Here is a 23,984-nt window from a genome sequence, read left to right on the forward strand (position 1 = left end):
GGTTTCACTCTCCCTTGAGAATTTCCTGGACGATGGCGGAGATGCTGATCTGCTTTCCCATTTCCGCTTCCAGCCGGAGGAGCTTTTCCTGGGCGGCTGGGGTGATGGAAATGGCAAAGGGTTCGTAGGGCGGCAAGGGGTGGATGCGGCTTGCCCTGCGCAGCCCGATACGCACCAGATCCGTGAGGCTGGCTGCTTCGAGGGCTGTGCTCACTCGGTGATTGCGCGCTTCGGGATCCTGTCGCCATTCCTCGGCGATGAGGTCGCGGCGCAGCCGGGGATGAATGTAGGAACGCATGCTCGTCTCCCTTTACGGTTCTGGATACGGATCGATGGTGGTGGGTTGGGCTGGCGATCGGGGATTGGCCGAAGTCGCCACGAGATTGGTGCCGTGCCGGTAGGGACCGGGGAACACCAGGTCCTTGGTGACCACCACATTGAAGGCGTATCCGGGCCGGATGGTCAGGGTAGGCGCGATGTTGACGTACTTCTGGAACATCTGCGCCTCCGCCTGCCCAAAGGTCTGGGCGAGGGCCTGTTCGCCGTCCTGCAGGGCCTGGTTGCCAGTCACCCCCGTCGTATTCGTGCTGGTGCTCGTCGGGCTCGCAACGGCCATGCCCACGTCGATGAGCGACAGCAGCAGGGCATTCTTGAAGATCGTCCAGGTGTGGTTGTTCACCAGATCGTGGAAACCGGCGTAGCCATCGGGCGCGGTCCCCGGCATCTTGGACAGCTGGATATAGGTGCCATTGGGGAATTCGATGCGGGTCCAGGCGACGTTTACCCGGGTCTGTCCCATGGCACTGGAAGCTGCGTATTGGCCGATGAGCCGGGATCCCGCCGGGATGAGGACGTAGGCGCCGTTCAGGCTGTTGTAGACGGGATGGGGAACCACGGCGGTGACCTGGCCCGGGATGTCCGATTTGATGCCGGTCGTAAGAATCCCCGGAATGACGGTTCCCTGGAGGAGTTCGTAGGGACTCACTTCCTTGCGCACCAGGTGCGTGCTGTAGACGCTTACCGATGCATCTGAAGGTTTCTGGCTTGCGGCTTTTGCCATCGCCAGGGACTGTGCCAGGGCATCGGACGCCGTCATGCCGGTAGGCTGCAAGGACAGCGGCTCACCGGCTGACGGGCCGCTCCAGGAAATCACCTTTCCGCCGGAGCCACCCTGCTGTCCGAGCGCCTGCTGAAAGGCCAGCATCTGCGGACTGGGCCGTGTGTTTTGCGGCGCATTTACGGGTGGTACTTCTGCTGGAGCAGAAGCGGCACTCGCCTTTGAAACAGCCGATTTGGCCGGAGCCGACGGCGTGCTGGGCTTCGGGGTCGATATGCTGGGAGCGGACTTGGGCTGTGGCGCTATTTCTGGCGCCTTGTGGGGATGCATGGGCGCCGGTTTGGCAGCACCACCAAAACCGTGCAGCGCACCGATGGCCCAAAAGCCACCGGCGGCGATGGCGACGACCCCCACGACGGTGAAGGCCGCGATCTTGCCCGATCGCAGGTGGGCACCCAGTTGGGTTTTGTCCGGGATCAGGTTTCCCCGGACCTTTTTGGAGCGTTCGCCAGCAGGCGTGCTGTTGTCCGCCATGGGTCAATGTCCCTCGTGCACGATTTTGACGACCTTGCCGGAATCGCCTTTGCCGGCAATGAGCAGGATTTTGGGCGGTACCCCATCGACGATGTAGTACCCATCGCGGAACGTGGTATTCACGATGGCGTTTTGTCCTGCGGCGTTCTCGGCCAGTATCGAGGGGATGCCGCCGTGGCTTCCCTGCCCCGGTCGGAATTGGATGAAGGTCTGTTTGCCGTCGTCAAAGACCCGCTCCGGCAGGATGGACCGGCAATCGCTGTTGCTGAACCAACCCCCGCCAGCGCAGCGCATTTTCCAGCGAAAGTCGAGATCGCTTGGATCGATGGAAGGCAGTACGGCTACCGTTTCGGCTTGGACCTTTTTCTGGAAATTGGCCTGGCGTTTAGCCGAAGCCTGCCAACGTATCAGGATGTCCTCGGGATAGTAGAAGCCGACCATGGGGGTATAGCGGTTTTTGTCGCTCACCACCTCGATGGGGTAATTCATCGGCTTGCCGGAGGGCGACGTGCCGGTGATGATGAGGTTCCCGTGCAGTCCGGCAAACCGCGGCGTGATGGCAAGTTCCGGCTGATTGCCGACCATCAGGGTGTTCGTTTGCCAATAGGCGGGAGAGAGGCCAACCCCCTTGGGGTCTTGCATGCCTCGCTGCAGCACGATGATGGACGTATGCAGGGGAGCCGTGACCAGGGTGGGATAAGACTGGCCATAGGCGTAGAGGATCTCGCCGTTGGTGCCAACGATGGGCGGAAGGTTACGCAGCCGTCCGGCCTGGTAGGCCTGCATGAGTGCCTCTTCCGCAGCCTGCTTGCTGAGCTTCGAGATCTTCCCTTCCGGGGGTGCCTGAATAGCCTGCTCCCAGACCTCCGTCGAACTCTCGGGTTTCCCTACCGTCGGCTGGGCATTCGGTTGCTGGACAGTGGCCACGCCTGGATTCCCGCCCGAAGGGTTTCCACCCGATGGCATTGCCTGAGCCTGGCCAGATATCGGAGGCACTTCACCAGGGATCCCATTGGGGGCGGCAGGTCCTGCGGACGGCAGTCCTGCGGACGGCGAGTTGCCCCCCGCAGGGTTATTGCTGCCCGCAGGGCCCGCAGGGGTGCTGCTTTGGGGAGGAAGGGAGGAAGACGGGGAAGTCACCACCCCCGCGCTGCTCGAGGCGCTGACCAGTAGAGCAACCGCTGCCGATACGACCGGGAGAATGTGGGTTTTACGCATGCCCTGCTCCATTAGGGAATCCGGTTCCAGTTGAAGTTGGTGATGAAGATGCCGAAGGGATCGACCTTGAGGATCTTGGGGTTATTGGAAACGGGCTCGATGCGGTAGGTGACGTTCCCCTCGTAATCGCGTTGCCACTGGATTTCTCCGCCAGAGCCATACTGGGTTTCCGTCCACTGCACCTGCATCGTGCCGCCCTTGGCGGTTGGGGTACCCAGGGGCAAGATCGAGGTGATCTCCACCGTTCGCCCGCCCAGGTTCTTGCTGTAGTTGGAGTACGGGTTGTGGCGCTGGTAATAGGCCGTCAGCGCCTGACTCTCCTTGTTTCCGACGATGTCGTAGGTGGAGGTATAGATCTGCTTTTCTGCCGCGACGACGGGGAGCCGTTCGCGCACCCGGCGCACCCAGTTGGCGATGACGTGGCGCACGACCGGCAGGTCGTAGGTCCCGGCCCGCACGGCTTCGGCCAGATGCACGGTGTCGCCCATCTTGTCCACTTCGACCACGTAGGGGACCACATGCACCCGATCCGCCTCGTACACCATGCCGGCACCGAACACCAGAGCGATGCCGATGGAGACGAAGGCCATGGTCCGCCAGTTGCGGGCCTGAGCAATGTAGTCCCCGTAGCGTTCGAGCCATTCCCGGCGTGCGAGGAGGTATTCCTCTTTGGTCTTACCGGTTTCCTTGCCTTGGTCTGCCATACCTGCCCCTGAAACGTTCCGTTCGCCTTGGTATAGCAGAGGGGGGTAACGATAGGTCGCGAGTCCCCCTGCGGGGCGCACCGCTGCGCGGGGCAGAATCGCCGGGCGCAGACATACCGTCCGCAGCCCTGCCGTCCGCAGGACCCCCTGCCGGGTGCAGCCCCTGCCGTGCGCAGGCGTGCCGCCGGCAGGGCCCGTGCCGGGCGCAGCACCCCACGAGGCGCACGGGCTACGCCGCGCGGTATTGACATTAACGGGCGATCGACCTATCGTTTCATCCAGCCGCGGGTAATTCCTGAGCCACTCCGGACCCCGATGCAAAGGGCTCCTAAGCGCGGTGTGAACGCGTGGAACTCAGGGTCTGCCACCCTATCACCAAGGCTCCGGCTTACGGGTCGGAGCCTTTCTGTTTAGAGCGGGCAATTTCGACTTCAGCCCGAAGGGCACCTGCTACTTCGTGCTGACCAGCGTAAGCACGCGGCGCCCCTTCACCGCGCATGGTCCGCTGGATGACTACAAGCACGATTGCCTGGAATTCGGGCTCGACACCGAATATTTCCACTGCGCTGAGGACAATCCGCGGGTGCGCGGCCGTGTATTCGAGTTGATCGCCGGGCATCTGGACGGTCTGCGCATCGACAGTCTGATCGTGGAGAAGCCCAAGACCGTTCCGGCATTGCGCGAGGATAGGCGCTTCTACCCGGAGATGCTGGGCTACCTGCTCAAGTTCGTCCTGCCCAAAGAGATCGAGTCGGGGGCGGAAGAGGTCATCGTCATCACGGACACCGTTCCGGTTCAGAAGAAGCGGCAAGCCATCGAAAAGGCCATCCAGCAGGCATTGGCCAAGATGCTTCCGGCGGGGATGAGTTACCGCATCCTGCATCACGCGTCACGCTCGCACTACGGCTTGCAGGTGGCGGACTATTGCTGCTGGGCGGTGTTCAGAAAGTGGCAGCGGAGTGAAACGGAGCACTACGACCGGATCAGAGCTGCGGTGCGCAGCGAGTTCGACATTTTTCGCACCGGCACGAGGTACTACTACTGATGCCAAGTCTTGCCCGGAAAAAATTGACCCCCCCGACTACTCCGTCGCCGGAGAGAGCCCCTTGGGCTCTTGTCATCGGGGGGGAACCTTTGATCGGAAGTTTACCCTCTTCCCCTGCAGGACGCAAGGGAGCTCTTCGGGTGCCGGAAACCGTCGGGGTGCGCCATGGGTCAGGCGCTCGCCCAATGAAAACGGCCGCCCCCGGTTACACCAGGCGACGACCGCCGAACGGGCATTCCCGTTCCCGACATTAGGCTAGCACAATAATGATCCAACAAGCAACTAGCGCGGAAAAACGGAGCACAACAACCGGGTAAGGCCCGCCGTGCGGAGCGGATTCAAAACCACAAGATTTTTCTGGGAAAATCCCCACCGGGAGTACTCGCCCCTACGGCGAGCAACCGACCCGCGACCCGTGACCCGTGACTCGGGACTTACCTATTTTCCGCCTCGATCTCCGGCGCTCCCAAAAGCCTTCCCCACGCCCAGGCGGTGTTGCGCTGCACCAGAGGAATCCCGGTACCCTGCGCCCACCACTCGTTGTTGGTCAGCAAAACCACCTGCGGTTGCTGAATCAGGGCTTCCATCCACACGAAGGGCAAGAGCTGGTCGTAGCAGATACTCGCCCAGGCCCGCACACCGTCGATCTTTCGCACGGGTTCCCACCAGGCGGCCCGATACCCCACATTCTGGCTGTCGACGTAGCCTGTGCCCCGCGACCAGGGGTGCCACATGGATACGGGTACCGGAAAAGCGGAATCGAACAGCACCTCAGGGGCCTTGCCTTTTTGAAAGGCAACGATGGAGTCCGTCAATAGGCCGACCTGTCGCGGTACCGACAGGCCCATGAGCCAAATCTGGCCCCTGGGCACCGCCTGTTGTATGGCCCAGGCATTACCGGCCCAATCGGTCTCCAGGGTTTCTGGGAGCAAGAGCACCCGTGCTCCCCGCCCCTTCGCCAGGGTCTCTTCCAGAATGCGCCGATGCCGCGCCAGATTGGCCTGCACGTTGGGGACCGCCGGCCCCATGTCGAGGTCGATACCTCGCCACCCTGCAGGCACCATACCCGGACGGAACCACAGGAGATTGAACCCCAGAAGCAGGGTGAGTAGTGCCAGTGCCAGCCAATCCAGGCGTCGCCCGAGTCCGATGACGACTGCCAGCAGAAGCCCTATTCCCCATACGCCGGATCCCGGAAAGAAGAACCCGGCGGACGCGAGCGGTGACATCCAGTCGAAAAAGGCCATGGGCGGCACCAAGGCATCGAAGAGCAAGACCAGCGCCGCCTTCCACGGACGGTCGGCAACCGTCCACCCCATGGCCAGGGCCGTGGCGGACCCAAGCCACAAGGCCGCTCCCTCCCAGATGGGCGCGTGGCTACCGAAAAACACCGCCACCCCGCGCACCAACCCAATGCTGCCCGCAGCATAGTAGGACAGGGCGACGGCAAAGCGCATCCAGGTTTTTCCCTGAATCCGAACGAGCCAAACCAGGACGATCGACAGCGCGGGTCCAACCCAGTGCAGCGGCAGCATCCACGACGCTCCCAGCGCCGCCGCCACCGCCATGGAGCCCAGGACCTTGAGGAAAGCATCCCTGTGCTCAGCCAGCATCCGACGCAAGTGCTGCTTCCTGGGCCACCTTTGCGGCGATGCTCTCCCATTTCCGGCGAAACGCCGGGTCGGCGGATTCGACCAGAACCGTCCCAAAGGCAATGGCGTTGCGGATACGGGACGCAAACTGGTCGTACTCGCCCGCTACGATCCTAGTCTCTCCCGACCAGGACAACACGTTCCAGACCCGTCCCGAACGGGAACGGATGGTGGCGATGGGTTCGACTGCTCCGGTTTTCTCGATCAATGCAGCACCTCCACCTTCTTTTGGCTCCCATCAATCCGCGCCCACTTGACCTGCAGCCGTTCGAGTGCCGCATCGGGGGAAATGTCGAGCAGCAGGAAAAGCCGGCAGGCCAACCAGCCATGCAACCACTTCCGTGCTTCCAATTCGCCCGGTCGAAAAGAGGTCTCGACCGCATCCAGCAGCACCGACGCGATGAACTGCCGGTCGCGTAACACGTCCTGCTCCAACAACGAATCCGCAACCCAATGCACCAGAATTCCTCCTTCACACGGCTTCTGCATCGGTATAGCGCATCCCCTTGGCAGGCCTTGCAGGCGGCAGGCCTTGCAGGCGGCGGGCTGCGCCCCGCAGGGGGTCCTGCGGACGGCGGTCCTGCCGGCGGCACGCCTGCTGGCGGTGGGGCGCGGTGGTGAAAGCTATATCCACGAGAAGGAGCTATACCAGAACAACCATTGGCTCAGGACCAAAGCTTGGGAATGCTATCCACGGAGAAGGAGGAAATTACGGCGGGCTGCGCCCCGCAGGGGGGCCTTGCAGACGGCAGCCTTGCAGGCGGCGGGCTGCGCCCCGCAGGGAGATTGCGCCCCGCAGGGAGATTGCGCCCCGCAGGGGGATTGCTCCCCGCAGGGGGCCTTGCAGGCGGCGGGCCTGATAATGCAACTGCTGCCGGCGGCCCGGGTTGCGCCACGACCCGTATCGCCGGAGCGGTTGCCAGCGCTATTACCATCCTCTGCGCATTGCTACTTGCCCTGGACGGCAACCCACCCATGCGCTGGCTCTTCGTGGGCTGGAGCGTGGCCAATACCCTGTGGGTCTTTTATGCCCTGCGCCTGCCCTCGATGTCCCTGCTCTCGAGTCAGATCGTGTTTTGCCTGATCGATGTGGCCGGGATGCTGCACTACTGGATTCTTTGAACCCGAAGGAGTACGCATGTCGGATGCCGCAAAACCCACAAAGCCGGGAATTTCTGAGCCATTACGGAATTTTTACGCCCACCTGTTCGAGGCGATGGAAATCCTGATTGGAGAACACCAGAGTTTCGGAAACTGGGCCGTTGGGGGTATTCCCGATCTGCGACCGCAGAAGGCGCAGAAATCCCTGGGGCTGTGGTATGCCGATGGCGCGATTCCCGGTATCGCCGTTCCCGGTGCTGTGAGCCTGGCTCTGGTGCCGGGAGACACGCGCGTGGGACTCTTCTTGCCCTGTGCGGCCTTGCAAGGGAAAAACGGGATCACCTGGCTCGAAGATGTCCTGGCGCAGTCGTTCAATGGGGAGCGATGTTCCATCGTGCGCCGGGATGCCAACCAGGTGCTGTTCGATTACCACTTTTCGGGTGAACCCTTTGACCCGGCCAGCCTGCACGCCGCCATGCTGGAACCCGATGGCCCCATGGCGCAGATACTGGCCCAGCGGCTGGCCTACACCGTCTCGACCCTGTGGGTCAATGCCATTCGGGTGCTGTACGCCGATGGCAAGGTGGGGTCGGACGATTTTCTGGTCCGTTCGATGCGACCGCTTGCTCCGGACGATCTGCGGGATTTGCCGTCTGGAGTGCTGGTGCAGAGCAACGAGATTGGGGACCGGGTGTACGTGAGCTACATCCGGGCACAGGCGACGGAAGCGCAGATACTCGACTACCTGCGCAAGATCGGGGTAGCTGGGGATCCGCTCACCGTCGAGCGACTGGAGGAGTCCGCGCTGTGACCCTCAGCCCTTCCAGTATTGCCTTTCGCCGTGAACCCATCGTCCGGCTGCGCGATGGGGCCATTCTGGGCGAAGAATGGCTCCTGGATCACCGGCCCCTGCCCGACCGTAAGAAAGACTGGCTGGTCGTGGTCATGGCCATGGTCGAGAAGGTACCGGTGGCCAAGACCCCGGACGACCGATTCATTTCCGTCAACGCCGACACCGGGCAGTTGTCCTGCTCCCACTTCCAGCCCTTGTGGGTGGCGCTGGCGCGGCGCTGTCGGGAGACACATCGCCGGCTGGTCATCGAGTGGACGGAAAGCGCCAAGGTAATTTCTCGCGACGCCGTGAATCTGTTTGCCTGCTTGCGGGAAGATTTTGGAGTCGAGATCGCCATCGACGACGTGGGCTCGGCGGGCCTCGACAGCCTCTGGCGCATCACCCAGATCCGGCCCGACTGGATCAAGGTGGACGGCAACTTTTTCCATCGCGCGCTCACCGATCCGCTCACCCTGGATGGTTTGCGCCGCATCGTCGATATGGCCAACGAAAACCGGATGGGCTGCATCGTCGAGTGGATCGAAAAAGCCGAGCATCTGGACGCTGCCCGGGAATACGGTGTGGGTTATGGGCAAGGATTTTGGTGGACCAAGCCAATCGCGCAAAAACGGACTCCGCGCAACGTGCTCTGAGCGACACACAAGTAAGGACGGATATCGTCTCTATCTGTCCTCCTGGCGGTCCTTCCTGGACGCCTTGGAGGGGCGATGGCCAGACGCCAAGCATCGGTGCTAAAGTGCTCTTATGTGGACGCGCGACGACTACTGGCTGGCTATACACTTCAAGCTGCAACTTTATGAAGCCATGGGCGAGGCGTTCCAGCGTTTGGTGGCCGATGTGCTGATGGCACACTACCAGGATTTCGTGCCGGTTCGCCCGTCTGGATCAGTGGGCGATCACGGCAATGATGGCTATGTGCGCAGCCTTGGCGTTTTTTTTCAAGTCTATGGGCCGGCTAACGTCCAGGAGCGGGAAGCAGCGCGCAAGGCACACGCGGATTTTGCCAAGTTGCGACGGCATTACCCTGACTTGAAGTCCTACCGCTTCGTGCTCAACGACCGCTTCCGGGGGATCCCCGCGAGCGTATTGGATGAGCTGAACGCTATGCAACGCGAAACCGGCATCGATTGCCAGGCCATAGGCGCTGGCCATCTCCTCGGTCTGTTTCGCGGGCTTGCGGCCGAGGCGCGTACGCTGATCGTACAGGGTGTGCCAGGGGATCTGCCCGACTGGATCGACCCCCGCGCCGTGGCTGAGGTGCTCGAACATCTCGCGCGCTACGATGCAGGCTGGGGTGACATCTCCAAGCGCCTCGCGCCGGACTTTGACGAAAAAATCCGCTTCAACGGCCTCGATGGTTTCGCCGCCGACAGGCTGCGCAGCCTGTCCTATCAGGTCGGCAGCGTCGATGCCTTCTTCCAGGTGCGCGACCCGGCACTTGCGCAGGCGGTAGCGCAAGAGCTGCGCGTGCTGTACGCCAAAAGCCAGCAAAGCATTGCGGAAGTTGACGAAGACGCCGCAGCGCTGCGCTATGTCTGGATGATCAAGCGCATCATTCCGCCTGACGCGCGGAAGCGCCCGATCGTGCTCAAGGCTTACCGCGAGGCCGCCGAAACGGTGCTGGCCAAGTATTTTGAAACCTGCGACGTCTATGACACACCTGGAACTAGCGGTCGCACCGCATGAGCACATCCGCTTTGCCGACAGCCTGGTCGGGCTAGCGGGGTATGTTCGCACGCTGCTTGCCGATGCGCCACGCACACTCGACGAGCTGCTGGCGCAGCTTGAGCGGCCGGACAGCCTTTTGCCCTCGCGGCCCGACATGGGCGAACTTGCTCTGGCGGTGACGCTACTCTACGCCATCGGGGCAGCCCGCCTGACGGACGGTGACCGTGTGGAGCTTGTGGCATGAGGCTCATCTGCCTCAGCTGCGACCGGCCAAGCTTCAAGCCTCTGGTGTTTCGACCCAGCGGCCTGTCCGTGCTGGTGGGCGACGCGCAGCAAGAGCAGGGCAGTTCCAATGGCGTGGGCAAGACACTAGCGCTGCGCCTGGTGCACCACTGCCTAGGGGCGCACCCTCGTCAAGAGCTGAAACATGGCGTTGGCGACTGGCGCTTTGCACTGGAGTTCGAGATCGGTGCTCAGAAACACCGCATTGAACGCAATGGCGATGGGTCCGACATCACCATTGACGGCGAGTCGCTGAGCGTGCGTTTGGTGCGCGACTGGCTCAACTGCCACGGTCCGTTCGTGCTGCCGCAACGGGGCGGCTTGACCTTCCGCAGCCTCTATCGGCGTTTTGCGCGCGTGGAGCGTCAGGATTTACTCGACCCCGTGGCGCTCGGGCATGAGGAGAAACATCAGGGCCTCGTGCATACCCTCTACTTGCTTGGGCTCGACATCGATCTGGCGCTGGGCAAGATCGCGCGCCGCGAGCGCCTGTTGCAGCTCGACGCCAACCTGAAGCTGCTTGCCCAGGCCGACAGCCGCCTGCGTGACCTGCTGCGCACTGGCATGGCGACGCAGGCGCAAATTGCCGAACTGAAAAGAAATATCGATGAGTGGCAGCGCCGACTGGATGCCATGCAGGTCGCCGACGACTACGAGCAGGTGCGCCAGGATGCCCAGCGATTCACCGAAGCACTGCGCCAGCACGAAGCGCAGCTTGCGCGCATCGATTTTCAGCTCAAGGGCATCGAGCGGGCGCTCGACAGAAGGCCAGACATCACCCGTGAAGCCTTGCTGAGCTTTTACCGGGGCCTTGAGCACGTGTTCAAGCCCGAGATGCTGGCGCACTTCGAGGCAGTCGAGTCGTTTCACCGCTCGCTAGCCGAACAGCGCCAGCGGCGGCTCGAACGCGACCGCATCGCGCTCACCCAACAGCGCCAGCGCATCGAGCAGGAACGCCGCGAAGCCGCACGCCAACGCGACGAGGCGCTTGCCTATCTGGGTAGGCACCACGCCATGGACGATTATGTTGCAGTGGCGCAGCGCTTGGCGCAGATGCGCGCAGATGTCGAGCGGCTGTGCCGCTACGAGGACGCCAAGTCTGCTTGGGAGAGAGAACGCATCGAGATCCAGGAACAGGATGCCGAGGACAGCCGCCGCGCCAGCGACTACTTGGCCACACGCCCCATTGACTGGGCCGACCGACGCTATCGTGAGATGATCCACACCCTCTACCCGAATGAGCCCTGCGGCATCACGCTGGAAAACAACCTAAACCCGAACAATAAGTTGCGCTACAACCTGGCGGTGCAGGTGCAAAGTCAGAACTCCGACGGCATCAACGCAGTGCGCGTCATGGCGTTCGACTGGCTCATCTACCGCTACGGCGCACACCACACCATGCGCCACCTGTGGCACGACAACGGCCTGTTCGACCCCGTGGATCCACACCAGCGCGCTGCCTGGCTTAGCCTCACGATGCGCGAACTGCAAGCCTCGGACATGCAGTACATCGTCTCGATCAACACAGAAAACTTCGCCTCCACGCGCGAGATGCTCTCGCCGCAGGAGGCGCAGGCGCTGGATGAGGCTGTGATCGTGCGTCTCTTGGGTGATGCCGACGAGCACAAGCTGCTGGGGGTACGCTTCGGCGTGGGAAGCCGGACCGCATGATGATTAAAATGCCACGCGCTCAGCGTCGTCCCCGAGACCTGGGGAGTCTTCCCAGCTAGTCGAAAAAATACCCGAGCAACTCTATGCCATACTGCATCCCGCCTCACCCAAGGGACTCGCGCGGACCCAGACCTGGGAAGCCGACCCAGGAAGGACGCTCCTTTTCTTTCGGAAAATCGCCGAAGCCGGGGTGGGAGCAGTCGAGTCTTAGCTTGGCTCAGCGGGCACAAAAAGCGCCGATTCGAACGCGGCCCAGGCAGATTGACGCAGAGTGGCGGCCTCAGAGCGCTTCGCCTGCGCACTCGTGTCAGCCGCACTCAACTCCGAAATCAGGGCCTTCTGAACTGCAATGGACGGCAGGGGAATCGGGGCTGTCCGAATGACGCTCGAGTTGATCGTTCCTAATCCGCTGGTGGTCTTGCCAGACTTGAAGAAGTGATCGCGGCCGGCCTCGCTGTTGAACCACGCCATGGCGAACTCCGGCAGCAGAAGGGACTGTTGCGGCCGGGCTTTGATGATGTGGTTTTGGTGAACACAGTCCGTGATCTCGCCGTTCCAGAGCGCCACCCGGCCAAGCTCGGCGCGACTTCCGTTTCCTTCGACAAACAAGATGTCGCCGACTTCAAGACGCAGGCTCGCCATGTCGGCATCGGGGACATTGATCGTCTTTATCTTGTCCAGGATCAAGCGTCCGCGCTGCACGTTCGCCACGCGCAGGTAGGGGCGCGCGTGCGTCCCCGGACGATTTGTTGGCGACTTCTGAAGACCATAGCTGACGGCTGCGACGGTTCCGAGTTCGACAATGGGGCACGTCGCAACACGTACCCCTTGATCGCCCACAGTAGCGCGCAACATGCCCTCGTGGCTCCATAGCTCCACGTCCTTGAACCGCGCCACGAATACCGGACGATCCGGCAAGGGCGGTGGCGGAGCCACGCCCAAAGCGGTCTCGAAGGCCAGCCAGCCAGCGCGCTCGATGGCTTCGGCCTCCCGTTCCAGTTGCTCGGCGCGGGTCAGTGCGTCAGCGTAGGCGGTAATCAGCACATCCTGTTCTGCCAGCGAAGGGACGGGAATTTCGAGACTCAGGAAACCTTCCGGCGTGACGCGCTTGCGGCCACTGGTGCCGGATGCTTTGCGCTGCAGCTCGCCCTTGAAGTGATCCGCCCGCAGCAAATGGTGCAGGTATGCGGGGCGCAGCTTATCTGCCCTCGGTGTAAAGACCGGATATTCGCTAGTGACCACCGCCTTGGGGATGCTCGATGGAATTAGCCCGACCGCACCATTGCGCGCATCGATTTTCGAGAACACGAGGTCTCCAGGATAAGCAGCGAACATCGACCCCTTGAAGGCCTCGGCACGCTCGCGCGGCAGCACCTCGCCCGAGAACTTGATGGTGATGGACTGCCAGTCGCCGAGCGCACCATTGACACGCACCGGCTCATGGCGCGGGATAACGACATCCCTCAGCGGTGACACAGGGAAGCCGCTGGCCCGTACCGAGCCAGCTTCATCTTCAATCCAGCGTTCTATCTCCCTCCACCGCCGGATTACGCAGTGGAGGGCCCCGGAAAATTTGGCGTTGCCTCCGGCTGCGCGCCTTGTGCTAACCAATGCGCGAACTCTCGATAGGCTTTGAGCAGCTCGGGCAGATCGTTTGCCACACCCTCGCCGGTTTCCCCGGTGGAGGTGATGCCAACGCTCTTGGGTGCGGCAACGAATACGGGATAGTCAAACCGCTCGCGCACCCGCGCCCACAGGGCGGCGGTGTGGGCTTCGTCGATGGCCTTGTACTTCGCCTTCAGCTCCGAGAACAGGGCGTCGCTGCGCTTTCGCACGGCGGCCAGCGCGGCGTCGGCCTGTTTCTTCAGTTCGGCGGCGGCCTTCTTGTGTTCCTTGTGTTCCTTGGCGGCCTCGCCAGTCCATGCCGGCTTGTTTTGCACGGTTGGCCTGGCTTGCCGTGGATAGGCAGGCGCCTCGCCGTGCTGCCAACGCAGCAGCGTGCGTTGTATGCCCAGAGCCGCCAGTTCGTCGAGCAGGCGTTGCACTTCGGCATCGTCCCCGCAGACGATGCGCGGCGCGTATGCAGCATGGGCTTCGTCGCGCTGCTGGTCGAAACGGGCATCCAGCTCCGCATGCGCTTGCGCCCAGGCAGCCTCCCATTGCGCAGCCTCCGCTTCCGTGAACTTGCGCAGGAACACCAGCGAGGCTTTGACCGTGGCGTTGCTGGAGCGGAAGGTTGCTTCCGGCAGGCTGACCACGGCCAGCAGCTTGGCTTTGCCCTCGGCCCAGCGGCGCAGCCAGGCGAGCGAAGGATTGTTGAGATTTCCATCGGGCAGCACGATGCCCATGCGCCCGCCGGGCTTGAGGAGATTCAGGCAGCGCTCGACAAAGATCAGCTCGGTTGGGCGGTTTTTCTTGCCCTTGCCGATCTCAAACAGATCCAGGATGGGCTTCCTGGCGGCAGCGGCGGCGAGCAGGCTCTGATGGCTTTCTTCCCAGGCTGGTCCGTAGCCGCCCTCGCGGCAGCGTGCCAGATAGGCTTCGTCTTTGGGCACGCGGGTTTCATCGCTGCCGCCGACCTTCTGGTCGCGCCCAACGTTGGAGCCAAACGGCGGGTTGGTGAGCACCACGTCGAACCGCCCACCGAAGATACCGTTGATGTCGAGCAGACCGTCGTGATAATGGATGCCACCGTGCCCGTCGCCATGCATGATCATGTTCATCTTGGCGGTGCGGGCGGCACGCGGTTCGGCATCGGTGCCGTAGATGCATTGCCAGGCAAGACGCCCGACGCGGGTGTCGATGGGCTTATTGTTGTCGTCGCTGGGAAGCAGCTCGCGGTTCAGGCGCGAAAAGGCTTCCTCGATCTGCCGTTCTTCCTCCTCCTCGGGCAGGCCCAGCGCTTCGATGCGGGCACGCTCTTCATCCTTCTGGCGCTGGATGTCGGCCACGATCTGGGCGCGCACGTGCTCGAAGGCGCGGATCAGGAAACCGCCGGAGCCGGAGGCCGGATCGCAGATCCGTTCGCCTTCCCGCGGGTTGAGCAGATCGACCATGAACTCCACCACTGGGCGTGGGGTAAAGAACTGACCTAATTCGCCACGGAAGGTGGTGCCAAGGAACTTCTCGAAGGCGAGGCCCTTGATGTCGTCTCCGGTCTTGGAGAGATCGAAGCGTTCCAGTTGCTTGACGATGCGACGGAAGGTTTCCTCTGAGATGTCGAGCTTGTCGGATGCGGCAAAGAGATCGTCCGCTTTGTAGTAAGCCTTGGTCTGCTCGAACAGTCCGTCGTGCACCGCTGGGTCGGTAGGCAAACGGACGGCGGCGCGGCGGTCGATGTAGTCTGTGGTGAAGGTGCCGTGCTGGCCGGAACGCTCCACGTACATCTTGATGAACAGGATTTTGGAGATGGTGTCGAAGGCGCGGCCCGGGTCCATTTTGTGTACGTCGCGCAAGATGCTATGGCAGACGAACAGCAAATCCTGAAACTCCTTGCGGTTGAAGGCGCGCAGGGATTCGCGGATTTCCTTCAGCCGGCGGGCCGAGCCCCAGTCCGTGGCCTTGGGAATCTCGTTGATGGCAACGAATTCCCCCGGCAGACCAGGCACCAGCTTGAACACGGCTGTGTGCCGCGCATTGGTGGCGATGAAAAACTCGCAGCCGGTGGCGCGGGTGTAGGACTCGCCCTGGTAGTAGTCGCGCTCCTGAATTTCGATGGTGTCGGTCTTGCATTCGACGACCAGAACGGGCGTGCGTCCGGCTTCCTTTTCCATGGCCGTTTGCCAGACTACGATGTCGGCACGCGGGCTTTTATGGCCATGCTGCGTGCGCCGCTCCTGATCCATCTGCTCCAGCACGTAGCCGTAATGGTCCACCAGCGTGCGGATGAATTTCTGCCGGACGATTTCCTCTGGCTTGTTGGTGACGTCACGCCACTCCTTGCACAACGGAATCCACAGCCAGTTGCCTTCCTGATGGAGTGCATCGGACTCGTTTGGGAACGACGATCCTGGGATATAGGTGGGCTTTCTGGTATCTACCATGGGTGGTATTCGCTCTTTTTCCTGCAGTGGTTCGAATGCGCTATTCAGACCTCTGGACAACGATGTTATTCAACATCGCCGTTAGAAGATGGTCTTCCGGTTCCACTCTTCTCCGAGATAAAGGTCGATTCGCCATTAGCCGCAATTTCCTTTTTTTTCCTTTATCCAGGGTAACCAACCAAGGTTCGAAATCGAGTTCCCGATAGACCACCTGGAACGGAGAATCCTTTATCCCCATATCCATTAAGCGGGTGTCGCACGTTTTCAGGAAACGCAGGATTTGATCCTCAACGACCCGAATGGGCAAAATGACTGAAGCGGTATTGGTGTACTGAACCGGGTCAAGATTCCGAACCTGCGTCCTGTTGATGCGCAGCGTCACTCTCGCTCCATTCGAATAGATACGCAGTGGCGGCCAGATAAAGCCGTCACCCACATAGGCCATATCGTGGGCCATAAGCCATTCCAGAGCGAGTTCCCGCCCTTGGGTTTCTGGCAACGGTTCGTACAGAAGCCGATAGAAGTTCCAGGCGAACCAATGGGCCAAAGGGTGCATACAGAGTCGCACCGTTTCTCGCGCGTACCATTCTCCGTTATCCAAGATCGTGTTGCGCGTCAGACACAACGAACCGACCTGTATAGCCAGATCGGCCAATGTCGCTTCGCATGGTTTACCCTCGTACCGGGAGAGGCCATGGGCACCATCCAGCCAAGTCACCTGGAAAATCTCTTTCATCAGTTTGCGCGGGAAACCCCGGCATTCATGCCGGGGAGGGATAGCGCGGCAGGCGTAGCCTGCCCCAGTCCCGCATCTCCTCTGTCGAGTGCTATCTTGGTCCACAAATATCCATAACCGTCCGCCCGCTGAATCAGCGCGCAAAAGCGGTGATGGATACCCTGCACCAGACCGTTTCCGGTCTGGAGGTTGAAGCTGCCACTGGCACGGATAGCGACGCGGCCCAGATAGGTGCCCGTTTTCTTTCCGGTCGTGACGATGGCTTTCACCAGGTCACCCGTCTGGAAACCAAAGACGCTTTTGCTTCGGGTCAAGTACCCGCGCGGAAAACCGTGTTTCGTCAGCCGCGTGCGCTGATAGCTGCCGCGTCCGGTGGCTTTAATGCCGAGAACTGGTTGCTGCCAGTTTTGGATGGCGTCAACACACCCCACGCAAGCCGCATCGAGACAATGGGCTTTGGGAATGGACATCTGGTGTCGGTTCCACTTCGTTCTGCCGCCACTGGCGACTTCCACGTCCAGACCCGTTGCTTTAAGGCGTTGGAACAGTGCCCAGCGAGTGCTGTTCACCGCCGCCGCATCTTTTAACGGCGCTTTGGCCTGGGCCAGTATCTTGCGGACTCGCTCCGGAGCCTTCGCCAGAAACTGTTCCAATGGCATATTGCCTTTGGCCTGATTGCAGTCGCGACAGGCGATGGTGAGGTTGCTCACACGGTTGCTGCCGCCTTTGGATCGGGGATGAATGTGATCGATTTCCAGAGGTGTGTTTTTCGCTCCGCAATAGGCGCATTCCCGTCCCCATTTCTCCAGCAGATACTCCCGGACCTCGTATCCGGCCAGGGTGCCTTGTTGGTACTCGCTGCCTGCGATTTCCGGATTCTGCAGGGCCTGGGTGTCGAACCGCACCAGTTCCTGCGACAGCGCCGTCACCGGCGCCAGACGCATCAGCCGGTTTACCCAGGCCAGCATCGTATCCACCCGATGCTGTAAAGACGGCGCCAGCCAGCCTTCCGGCTTCGTCCGGTTGTCAAACCGGGCGGGACGGTAGCGCAGGTTCCCGCGGCGGCGGCGGCGAAATGCCCGGCGCTGGGTGAGGGCATCGCGGATCGCGTGCCCCCGGTGCTTCAGTTCCAGCAGCATCAGCACCGTGAAAGTGCGGAGAATTTCGCCCGTGGTTGCGTCAACGGTTTCTTTCTCCCGCACCAGCGCCATCCCAGTGGTTTTGCTGCCGGGATGCAGTTTCAGCCGCAGCGGCTGCAGGACGGATTCCGCCTGCAACCTGTCCACCAGCCGGATGGTGAACGGGACCATGCGATGCACCCGTGCCCGCCCGCTCTCCAGCAGCAACCGTGCCCGTTTCTCCGAGCACGGCATGAGTGGTCTCTTCCGTTTGTCCAAAACAAGCACCGCCATTTTAACCTCCTATGCCCTTACGGGCCTTGTGACGCGGAGACTTCCGTCTCCGTCTCCCCTCGGGGTGGTGTGGCACCGGCTCCCGTGGTTTCCCACGGCGGAGAGAGTATTCGGCGCTTTGCCTTTCACCAGCATTGCCCTCTCCTTCCAGTGTCCGGGACTGAGGAAGCATCCCGGAGTGGGTCTCAACGACCTGTACCACACGTCTGCCGGATCACTCCGGCCCCCTGGTCAACCGAGCCTGCGTCACCGCAAGCTCCGCCCTTCAGGGCGGGGTAGTTGACATCAATCCAGAATCAAGACTCTTGATGACATCAATGATTTTCGCCGATTTTTTAACACAAAGCATCGAGTCCGTTCGATGAACGGGCTCGCGAAGACGATAATCCGCCTGAGCACGCTTCTTTCTTAGCTGATCCAACTCCAGACCAACTTCCGCGATCTGAAGCTTTGTTTCGTCATCACTCTCCCTGCCTTCACGCATCCACGAGATGAGTTTTTCGTGTAGATTGGCACGGGCATTGCGAATATGATTAGGAGAAACCTCTAAACAAGCGTGAAATGCCGCATAATAACCCCTGGAAACAGCGCACCTCCAATACGCCTCCCCATCAATGCGAGATAATTCTTCCGCGAGGCGGACTAAATCCTCAATGCTCACAGACATCAGAACACCATTTCTGCGGAGAAAAGAACGTTTTTCAATATACTTGTTGGAATATTTTTATCTCTAATCAGCCTCTTTACAGCAAGATGGTCAGCGCGCAAAAAAGCGTTTTCTTCAGCTACAACAGAAACGGTAAAGGAGAAAGGATAACCAATTTCCTTTATATCTATTTCTGCCCATGACATGGACTTAATCCGGCAATTACCATTTGCTAATTCTTCTACATAAGAACTTACAGCATATTGCAAATCTTTTTCACAAATACCAGACTCTTCGAGGAATGTACTCAGGTCCTTGATAATTTCTGGATGATAATCTATAGTATCCATGTCCACTCCTGAAGCGGAAAGTTTTTCTGCCAGTTGAGTTGTATTCTCCATATCTGGAATAGTCATATACAACATCAGCGCTAAAGCAAGAAGTCCAGGATTCCCTTCCCCATGCGTTGCCAGGAATTCTCTGGCTTTTTGTGCGGCAAAAGAAATCTGTCCAACGGCCATTAAGCAGGAGAGAAAGTTTTGCATTGTGATGGCCGGTGTTTGCGAATGGCGCAACGCCGTAGCAAAGCTTGACAGCATGCCTTCCACATCGTTCTTCATAACTGCCAGAAAGCCCATCGCCTCAGCGCTGTCCGCAGGATCCCTGTGTCTACATTCATCGGCCAATATACGAACGCGGTCGAGCATTTCCCCGCTGGGCAGCGTATCCGCATTAAACAGTTTAATAGCGAGCCGCAACGCTTCTCTGGATTTTCTCTGCGGGAGATGAATAATCGTCACCTGTGCACTCCCAATGTCCGACTAGCTGTTCCGCCCGTTGTTATAGCCGTTGTTGTACCCCTGCTGGCGCCCCTCTTCACGAGCCTTCTCGATATCCCAACATGCCTGTTAACCTTTCTCAGCAACAAGCCGGACCGGGATATGTTCCATACAGGCATTGAGCAACCTCAGGGGCAGTTCTGGCTCCCAGAAACGGCGATTGAAGCGATAGACAAACTCGTTCAGATATTCCTGCAGATATTTGCCGGATACCCCATGGAATGTGCCCAAAAGAAAGGCCTTGAGGTTACCAATGGCGATGTGTACCCACGGCAACCACTCGTCCACCTGATGCGGTTTGGTCACGCGCCCCTCATGCTCTTGGCTCTCTCCGAGAACTCGCAGCGCTATTAAGCCGTCGGTGCGGGTAGGTTGCTTGGGGCGCAAGCGTCGCCGCGCGAATTCGCGAATCCGGTCGGCAGAGACCGAAGGCGTCGTCTCGATGGCAATAAAGCCCGCCTTCTTGCCCCGGTTTTCCACGGCAACCAAGATCGGTGTTTTGCCTTCGGCCCCTCGACCGCTCTTCCCCCCAGACCGGCGTCCACCGACAAAGGCATCGTCCAACTCTACCAGCCCTTCCAAGCGATACAGACTGTCGCGATCGCCCATGGCGCGGCGCATGCGGCGCAACATCCGGTGAGCCGTGATCCAGGAGACCCCAATCTGCTTCGACAGCCGCAGGGCGGACAATCCGCCCTTGTCGCTCGCCATCAAATAGATGGCCAGGAACCATTGCACCAGGGGCACATTGGACGAATGAAAAATTGTGCCGGCCGTCACCGAGGTCTGATGGCGACAGTGCCCGCACTGAAAGAGTTTTCGTCCGGCGATCCAGTATCCGCGGTCATGGCCGCATTTCGGACATCGAAACCCCTCGGGCCAGCGCTTTTGTTTCAGCGCCTCCAAGCAGGCCTCTTCCGTGCCAAACCGCGCTTGCCACTGCAAGAGGTTCGTCGCTTCAGCTTTCATCTCAGACCTCCTTTCTCTATGCCTCACAGAGAGTTAGAGCTTGATTGCTGAGAATGATTCAGAGGCATGTATCCCAATGAGTGTATCTAGTAGAAATTGCTGGTTGCGAGTCAAGCCAACGCAGGAACCAGAAGATCACGGGTCCACCCACCCAGACGGCGTAGATCCACAGACCAGCAACCGGCAGCGCAGCGCGAACGACAGGACCGATCACAACGCCGGCAAGCCAGAACAGAAACAGTTTCGTATTGAAGCTCATGGCAACCTCCTTGGCAGTGCCGAGAACCTTACCCTCACACCTCCAGCGCGGATAGTCTCGTCAGCTAACGGGCAGCGCAAGGAATGGCCAGCCGGAGAGACAGAAAGGGAACCCCACCATGGCGGGGTGCTTCTTTTTGCCGTCTTCTAGCTATTCCGACCGTGGTGATAGCCTGCCTGATAGCCCTGCCTGCGAGCCTGCTCCACCTTCTCCTTGGTAAAATCAATGCCGGCATAGCCGCCCGCACCAAGCTTCTTCAGAGCAAACACTAAGATTGGCAGGCCTCCAAACAGGACAACAATCCAGATACCGAAAGTCGGGATCTGCACCAATTGTTTGCTGAACAGCACGACTAGAAGCCAAATCAGAAAGATGGCGAGTTTCAGATTCTTCATGATCAGCCCCTTTTGCGGAAAGCTTCTACACCCTGAGCGCAGATTGTCTCGTCACAGCCCATCATCCATGATCATTCACTGTGTTTCAACCCATGATTAGCCGCCTGTACACCTTGATTCTCAGGCGACCCAGGGAAAAGAAAGCGTTCGGCTAGGTCACTTGTCTCTTTGTAATCTTTGAATATTTTTTTGAATGACCCATCGGACTGATTTTCCTGCTGCCCCGCCGCCAGGGTCTCGTTGAGCTTGCCCAGGCTCTCCTGCATGGGGGCGAAGGCCTGCTGTATGGACTGCTGCAAGGCGGCGCGCAAGGCCTCCTGGGGCGTTGGTGCCTGTTGCCCAGCGGATGGGGTAGCCGATGTCGTCGGCGTTTCCTGAGACGCAGACGTACCACCACCAGAGGCTGGCTTGGCGGACTCAGTGACCCGGCTTGCGCCGACATCCGTGCCCAGGTCATCCGAACCACCCGCACCTTGGGTAACCTGCGCGGGACCACTCTCGGCCCCGGTATCGGTGGCCACGGCATCGCCTGGAGCAGGCGTGGCGCCCGCAGGCGTGCCGCCCGCAGGACCGCTGTCCATAGTATTGCTCCCCGCAGGGGCAGGGCTGCGCCCAGCGAGGGCTGCACCCCGCAGGATGGCTGCACCCCGCAGGGGGCTCGACGCAGACGATCCCGGCGCGGGCTTGGGTGATGCGGAAGGCGAAGCCCCCCAGTTGGATGGGGGTAACACAAATCCAGCGTCTTGGCGCTTCGCTTTCAAGGTTCCGGGATCCGGTGCGGGTACGGCGTTCTCCGCGCCAGGGAAATCTTCCATGTCACGAACGCCACCGCCACCAGATCCGCTCAAGCCACCCGCAATGCCACCGCCGCCTCCGGGGAAGGGTCCACCGCCACCTGCCCCTTTCAGTTCGCCGGCAGCACCACCCATATTGGCGGCCTGCGCTCCGGTCAGCGCACCGGCACCACCGCGACCCGCCAGGGCCGCGCCTCCCATCAGGGCTGCGCCACCGGCGAGGGCGACTCCGGCAAGAAAGGCCGTTCCTTCCGCACCGCCGGACAGGCTGGACGCACCGCTCATGATGCTCGACGCGATGCTCGGCAACTTCTTCGTCATCCAGGCGATGAGCAGCACAAAGATGAGCACTTCGCCGTAAGCAACGATCGCCCCACTCAGGTTGGCTGTCGGATGGTTGCTATTGACCTGACTGAGGATCTGGGTGATAACCGTGCCCGCGCTCTTCTGCAGGAATCCAATCCATAACAGAATGACGAGGAACCTTACGCCGACCGACAGCGCGTACTTGAGATAGCCCTCGGCGTGTTGGACGGTCCAGCGGCTACCCGCAAAACCCATCAGGATAATGCCGACACTGGCTACCATGGCGGCTTCCAGCTGTATGGCGATGTACTCCAGCGCCAGGTAAATCATCGCCAAAAGGGCAATGATACCGACCACCAGACCCACCAGCATGCCCAGAACATCCGACAGGAGCACCGTCGGACCGCCCGTAATAGTCTGCCAGATACTTTCCAAAGCACCAGTGCTCTTATCCGGAATTCGTGGCCCCACGAGGCAGGCCATGAACACCTTGCTCGCTGTCCCAAAAATCCAGGACAACAGGCCACCGCTCGCACCCGTCGCCTGAATAGCGCTTTGCTGGAATCCGTTTTCCACCCAGCCAATGAGTTTGTGGCCATTGAGCAGGAGCGTGTAGAAGAACGCAAAACTCATCATCTTCTTGATGAAGGACGTGAAAACTTCGTGGACGTCCTTGCCACCAATGAGCCATTGGGAGACGAGATAGACAAAATCCAGACCAAAGAGCATGTAGAAAATTTCTTCAGCGTCGGCCTTGAGGCTTTGGTACCATCTCAATGTCTCGCTATCAAAAGCGTTGAGGATGACCCCGGCACCAGATCCGTTAATGGATGGCGCGGGTGCCGCCAATACGTCTGGCGACACGAACAAACATAAAAGCAAAAATAGACACCAAATCCCGTATTTCTTCATGGTGTTTCCTCAATTCACGCTAGCGGTCAGCGCATTGGAGGTGGCGTTTAACGTCCCACCATGTGTGGTAATCCTTTCATCCAGCGGATTGGACCCAAAGAGCATCTGGCTTCCGGTCTGGTTCAACTCGTCTTGGTGTGTCGTATGCTCCAGCTGCGCCTTCCGCCAGTCCGCCTCGGTCTGCGCTTCGGCTCGGGTGAGGTTATACAGCTGCGTGAGCGATGCCGTGGTCTGCTGGCCAACGGCGACGGCCCCCTGCAACAGGGCGTTGCGGCTGTTGGGATTGGCCATGGCGTTGGCAATGGCCTGCTGCGCCTGCGCCTGATTGGCGAAGTCGTCCGGGTTGAGCCCCGCCGTCTGGATCAGTGTGTTGAGCGCGTTGTTGAGCCCTTGGCTGATACTCTCGTACTGGCTGCTGTATTCCGCCGTGATCTGCGGATTGAAGCCCGCATTCAGGTTCTGGAACTGCTGGGAGATGTTGATGGCATTGGTCGTCAGCGCCTGCGCCTGGCTCACCAGACCATACAGCTGGTCGACGGGCTGCAGGACCTGGTTCATCAGGGTCTGCGGCAGCGTCACCATGTTCTGTACCATGTTCTCGTACTGCTGGATCTGCTCCACCAGACGCTCGGCACCCGAAATCTTGGACTGAATGAGGGTCGCCTCCTGGACAATCTGTTCGGGTAGCGTCGCCCCACCCGTCAGTCCACCGCCGGCGTCGGCGCACACCGGCAAGACCAACATACCCCCCAAAAGGACAGAAACGATACGACGAACTCGCGTGGACATGGGAAACCCTCCGAAAGCAAAAGGCTTTCTTGGGTATAGCCAAGGGGGGGTGGGGATAGCGTTGGGGAAGTCGCTAGTCGCGGCAGGACCTGCTGTCCG

General features: G+C 60.4%; 25 protein-coding genes. 7 read left to right on the forward strand and 18 right to left on the reverse strand.

Going from position 1 to position 23,984, the window contains the following annotated elements; translation table 11 throughout:
- Positions 1 to 4: 4 nt before the first annotated feature.
- The 4 genes from ACAty_RS09035 to ACAty_RS09050 form a co-directional block, all read right to left on the reverse strand.
- Positions 5 to 298 (reverse strand): hypothetical protein, encoded by a 294-nt coding sequence (locus tag ACAty_RS09035; RefSeq protein ID WP_004872895.1) that lies wholly within the window; start codon positions 296 to 298, stop codon positions 5 to 7.
- Positions 299 to 310: 12 nt separating this feature from the next.
- Positions 311 to 1,591 carry a TraB/TrbI/VirB10 family type IV secretion system protein gene (locus ACAty_RS09040; protein ID WP_004872896.1) on the reverse strand — a complete coding sequence of 427 codons (1,281 nt, stop codon included), beginning with the start codon at positions 1,589 to 1,591 and terminating at the stop codon, positions 311 to 313.
- Between the two features lie 3 nt (positions 1,592 to 1,594).
- Positions 1,595 to 2,518, reverse strand: coding sequence for a TrbG/VirB9 family P-type conjugative transfer protein (locus ACAty_RS09045; RefSeq protein WP_038472066.1), 924 nt, complete (start codon positions 2,516 to 2,518; stop codon positions 1,595 to 1,597).
- A 302-nt stretch (positions 2,519 to 2,820) separates the two neighbouring features.
- Entirely contained in the window at positions 2,821 to 3,513 is a 693-nt protein-coding gene (locus ACAty_RS09050) for a VirB8 family type IV secretion system protein (RefSeq protein ID WP_004872901.1), read from the reverse strand.
- A 406-nt stretch (positions 3,514 to 3,919) separates the two neighbouring features.
- On the opposite strand from ACAty_RS09050, the gene ACAty_RS09055 reads away from it, so the two are divergent.
- Positions 3,920 to 4,558 carry a DUF3800 domain-containing protein gene (locus tag ACAty_RS09055; protein WP_169737327.1) on the forward strand — a complete coding sequence of 213 codons (639 nt, stop codon included), beginning with the start codon at positions 3,920 to 3,922 and terminating at the stop codon, positions 4,556 to 4,558.
- A 434-nt stretch (positions 4,559 to 4,992) separates the two neighbouring features.
- Here ACAty_RS09055 and ACAty_RS09060 read toward each other — a convergent pair whose 3' ends face one another.
- The 3 genes from ACAty_RS09060 to ACAty_RS09070 are packed head-to-tail and all read right to left on the reverse strand — an operon-like array spanning position 4,993 to position 6,669.
- On the reverse strand, positions 4,993 to 6,171 hold the full coding sequence (locus ACAty_RS09060) for a carbon-nitrogen hydrolase family protein (RefSeq protein ID WP_004872904.1): 1,179 nt from the start codon (positions 6,169 to 6,171) through the stop codon (positions 4,993 to 4,995).
- Positions 6,161 to 6,418, reverse strand: a complete 258-nt coding sequence (locus ACAty_RS09065; protein ID WP_004872905.1) for a hypothetical protein — start codon at positions 6,416 to 6,418, stop codon at positions 6,161 to 6,163. The genes ACAty_RS09060 and ACAty_RS09065 overlap by 11 nt, the downstream gene beginning before the upstream one ends.
- Positions 6,415 to 6,669: a hypothetical protein gene (locus ACAty_RS09070; RefSeq protein WP_004872906.1), complete on the reverse strand. Its 255-nt coding sequence runs from the start codon at positions 6,667 to 6,669 to the stop codon at positions 6,415 to 6,417. Before ACAty_RS09070 ends, ACAty_RS09065 begins: the two co-directional genes overlap by 4 nt.
- Positions 6,670 to 6,888: 219 nt before the next feature.
- Here ACAty_RS09070 and ACAty_RS16475 point away from each other — a divergent pair, with 219 nt between their 5' ends.
- The 6 genes from ACAty_RS16475 (at position 6,889) to ACAty_RS09095 (ending at position 11,785) form a co-directional block, all read left to right on the forward strand.
- Positions 6,889 to 7,332, forward strand: a complete 444-nt coding sequence (locus tag ACAty_RS16475) for a hypothetical protein (RefSeq protein WP_226824382.1) — start codon at positions 6,889 to 6,891, stop codon at positions 7,330 to 7,332.
- A 16-nt stretch (positions 7,333 to 7,348) separates the two neighbouring features.
- Positions 7,349 to 8,122 carry a hypothetical protein gene (locus ACAty_RS09075; RefSeq protein ID WP_004872909.1) on the forward strand — a complete coding sequence of 258 codons (774 nt, stop codon included), beginning with the start codon at positions 7,349 to 7,351 and terminating at the stop codon, positions 8,120 to 8,122.
- Entirely contained in the window at positions 8,119 to 8,796 is a 678-nt protein-coding gene (locus ACAty_RS09080; RefSeq protein ID WP_004872912.1) for an EAL domain-containing protein, read from the forward strand. The genes ACAty_RS09075 and ACAty_RS09080 overlap by 4 nt, the downstream gene beginning before the upstream one ends.
- A 112-nt stretch (positions 8,797 to 8,908) precedes the next feature.
- Complete coding sequence (locus tag ACAty_RS09085) at positions 8,909 to 9,850, forward strand: ABC-three component system protein (protein WP_004872914.1); 942 nt, start codon at positions 8,909 to 8,911, stop codon at positions 9,848 to 9,850.
- Positions 9,816 to 10,076 (forward strand): ABC-three component system middle component 6, encoded by a 261-nt coding sequence (locus ACAty_RS09090; RefSeq protein ID WP_004872917.1) that lies wholly within the window; start codon positions 9,816 to 9,818, stop codon positions 10,074 to 10,076. Before ACAty_RS09085 ends, ACAty_RS09090 begins: the two co-directional genes overlap by 35 nt.
- Positions 10,073 to 11,785 (forward strand): DUF2326 domain-containing protein, encoded by a 1,713-nt coding sequence (locus ACAty_RS09095; RefSeq protein ID WP_004872918.1) that lies wholly within the window; start codon positions 10,073 to 10,075, stop codon positions 11,783 to 11,785. Before ACAty_RS09090 ends, ACAty_RS09095 begins: the two co-directional genes overlap by 4 nt.
- 207 nt (positions 11,786 to 11,992) lie before the next feature.
- Here ACAty_RS09095 and ACAty_RS14910 read toward each other — a convergent pair whose 3' ends face one another.
- From ACAty_RS14910 to ACAty_RS09150, 11 genes are all read right to left on the reverse strand, one after another.
- Positions 11,993 to 13,219, reverse strand: coding sequence for a restriction endonuclease subunit S (locus ACAty_RS14910; protein WP_004872920.1), 1,227 nt, complete (start codon positions 13,217 to 13,219; stop codon positions 11,993 to 11,995).
- Positions 13,220 to 13,332: 113 nt separating this feature from the next.
- On the reverse strand, positions 13,333 to 15,828 hold the full coding sequence (locus tag ACAty_RS09105) for an N-6 DNA methylase (protein ID WP_051620774.1): 2,496 nt from the start codon (positions 15,826 to 15,828) through the stop codon (positions 13,333 to 13,335).
- A 40-nt stretch (positions 15,829 to 15,868) separates the two neighbouring features.
- Positions 15,869 to 16,564, reverse strand: coding sequence for a hypothetical protein (locus ACAty_RS09110; protein WP_038472071.1), 696 nt, complete (start codon positions 16,562 to 16,564; stop codon positions 15,869 to 15,871).
- Entirely contained in the window at positions 16,564 to 17,976 is a 1,413-nt protein-coding gene (iscB, locus tag ACAty_RS09115) for an RNA-guided endonuclease IscB (RefSeq protein WP_038472074.1), read from the reverse strand. The genes ACAty_RS09110 and iscB overlap by 1 nt, the downstream gene beginning before the upstream one ends.
- 265 nt (positions 17,977 to 18,241) lie before the next feature.
- Positions 18,242 to 18,643, reverse strand: a complete 402-nt coding sequence (locus tag ACAty_RS09120) for a hypothetical protein (RefSeq protein ID WP_038472077.1) — start codon at positions 18,641 to 18,643, stop codon at positions 18,242 to 18,244.
- Positions 18,643 to 19,422 (reverse strand): hypothetical protein, encoded by a 780-nt coding sequence (locus ACAty_RS09125; RefSeq protein ID WP_038472080.1) that lies wholly within the window; start codon positions 19,420 to 19,422, stop codon positions 18,643 to 18,645. The genes ACAty_RS09120 and ACAty_RS09125 overlap by 1 nt, the downstream gene beginning before the upstream one ends.
- 108 nt (positions 19,423 to 19,530) lie before the next feature.
- Positions 19,531 to 20,430 carry an IS1595 family transposase gene (locus ACAty_RS09130; protein ID WP_014002140.1) on the reverse strand — a complete coding sequence of 300 codons (900 nt, stop codon included), beginning with the start codon at positions 20,428 to 20,430 and terminating at the stop codon, positions 19,531 to 19,533.
- 58 nt (positions 20,431 to 20,488) lie between these two features.
- Positions 20,489 to 20,689 carry a hypothetical protein gene (locus tag ACAty_RS09135; protein WP_038472083.1) on the reverse strand — a complete coding sequence of 67 codons (201 nt, stop codon included), beginning with the start codon at positions 20,687 to 20,689 and terminating at the stop codon, positions 20,489 to 20,491.
- Between the two features lie 146 nt (positions 20,690 to 20,835).
- On the reverse strand, positions 20,836 to 21,084 hold the full coding sequence (locus tag ACAty_RS09140) for a hypothetical protein (protein WP_038472085.1): 249 nt from the start codon (positions 21,082 to 21,084) through the stop codon (positions 20,836 to 20,838).
- Positions 21,085 to 21,155: 71 nt separating this feature from the next.
- Complete coding sequence (trbL, locus tag ACAty_RS09145; RefSeq protein WP_004872933.1) at positions 21,156 to 23,096, reverse strand: P-type conjugative transfer protein TrbL; 1,941 nt, start codon at positions 23,094 to 23,096, stop codon at positions 21,156 to 21,158.
- 9 nt (positions 23,097 to 23,105) lie between these two features.
- Entirely contained in the window at positions 23,106 to 23,885 is a 780-nt protein-coding gene (locus tag ACAty_RS09150) for a TrbJ/VirB5 family protein (RefSeq protein WP_038472088.1), read from the reverse strand.
- Positions 23,886 to 23,984: the final 99 nt, after the last annotated feature.

Origin of the sequence: Acidithiobacillus caldus ATCC 51756, from assembly GCF_000175575.2 — a bacterium.
Classification (GTDB): domain Bacteria; phylum Pseudomonadota; class Gammaproteobacteria; order Acidithiobacillales; family Acidithiobacillaceae; genus Acidithiobacillus_A; species Acidithiobacillus_A caldus.

What these genes read in the sequence shown, in the direction of transcription:
- ACAty_RS09035 (WP_004872895.1), bottom strand. Translation starts at nt 298, where the DNA reads ATGCGTTCCTACATTCATCCCCGGCTGCGCCGCGACCTCATCGCCGAG.
- ACAty_RS09040 (WP_004872896.1), bottom strand. Translation starts at nt 1,591, where the DNA reads ATGGCGGACAACAGCACGCCTGCTGGCGAACGCTCCAAAAAGGTCCGG.
- ACAty_RS09050 (WP_004872901.1), bottom strand. Translation starts at nt 3,513, where the DNA reads ATGGCAGACCAAGGCAAGGAAACCGGTAAGACCAAAGAGGAATACCTC.
- ACAty_RS09060 (WP_004872904.1), bottom strand. Translation starts at nt 6,171, where the DNA reads ATGCTGGCTGAGCACAGGGATGCTTTCCTCAAGGTCCTGGGCTCCATG.
- ACAty_RS09075 (WP_004872909.1), top strand. Translation starts at nt 7,349, where the DNA reads ATGTCGGATGCCGCAAAACCCACAAAGCCGGGAATTTCTGAGCCATTA.
- ACAty_RS09085 (WP_004872914.1), top strand. Translation starts at nt 8,909, where the DNA reads ATGTGGACGCGCGACGACTACTGGCTGGCTATACACTTCAAGCTGCAA.
- ACAty_RS09090 (WP_004872917.1), top strand. Translation starts at nt 9,816, where the DNA reads ATGACACACCTGGAACTAGCGGTCGCACCGCATGAGCACATCCGCTTT.
- ACAty_RS09095 (WP_004872918.1), top strand. Translation starts at nt 10,073, where the DNA reads ATGAGGCTCATCTGCCTCAGCTGCGACCGGCCAAGCTTCAAGCCTCTG.
- ACAty_RS09105 (WP_051620774.1), bottom strand. Translation starts at nt 15,828, where the DNA reads ATGGTAGATACCAGAAAGCCCACCTATATCCCAGGATCGTCGTTCCCA.
- ACAty_RS09110 (WP_038472071.1), bottom strand. Translation starts at nt 16,564, where the DNA reads ATGAAAGAGATTTTCCAGGTGACTTGGCTGGATGGTGCCCATGGCCTC.
- iscB (WP_038472074.1), bottom strand. Translation starts at nt 17,976, where the DNA reads ATGGCGGTGCTTGTTTTGGACAAACGGAAGAGACCACTCATGCCGTGC.
- ACAty_RS09120 (WP_038472077.1), bottom strand. Translation starts at nt 18,643, where the DNA reads ATGTCTGTGAGCATTGAGGATTTAGTCCGCCTCGCGGAAGAATTATCT.
- ACAty_RS09130 (WP_014002140.1), bottom strand. Translation starts at nt 20,430, where the DNA reads ATGAAAGCTGAAGCGACGAACCTCTTGCAGTGGCAAGCGCGGTTTGGC.
- ACAty_RS09135 (WP_038472083.1), bottom strand. Translation starts at nt 20,689, where the DNA reads ATGAGCTTCAATACGAAACTGTTTCTGTTCTGGCTTGCCGGCGTTGTG.
- ACAty_RS09140 (WP_038472085.1), bottom strand. Translation starts at nt 21,084, where the DNA reads ATGAAGAATCTGAAACTCGCCATCTTTCTGATTTGGCTTCTAGTCGTG.
- trbL (WP_004872933.1), bottom strand. Translation starts at nt 23,096, where the DNA reads ATGAAGAAATACGGGATTTGGTGTCTATTTTTGCTTTTATGTTTGTTC.
- ACAty_RS09150 (WP_038472088.1), bottom strand. Translation starts at nt 23,885, where the DNA reads ATGTCCACGCGAGTTCGTCGTATCGTTTCTGTCCTTTTGGGGGGTATG.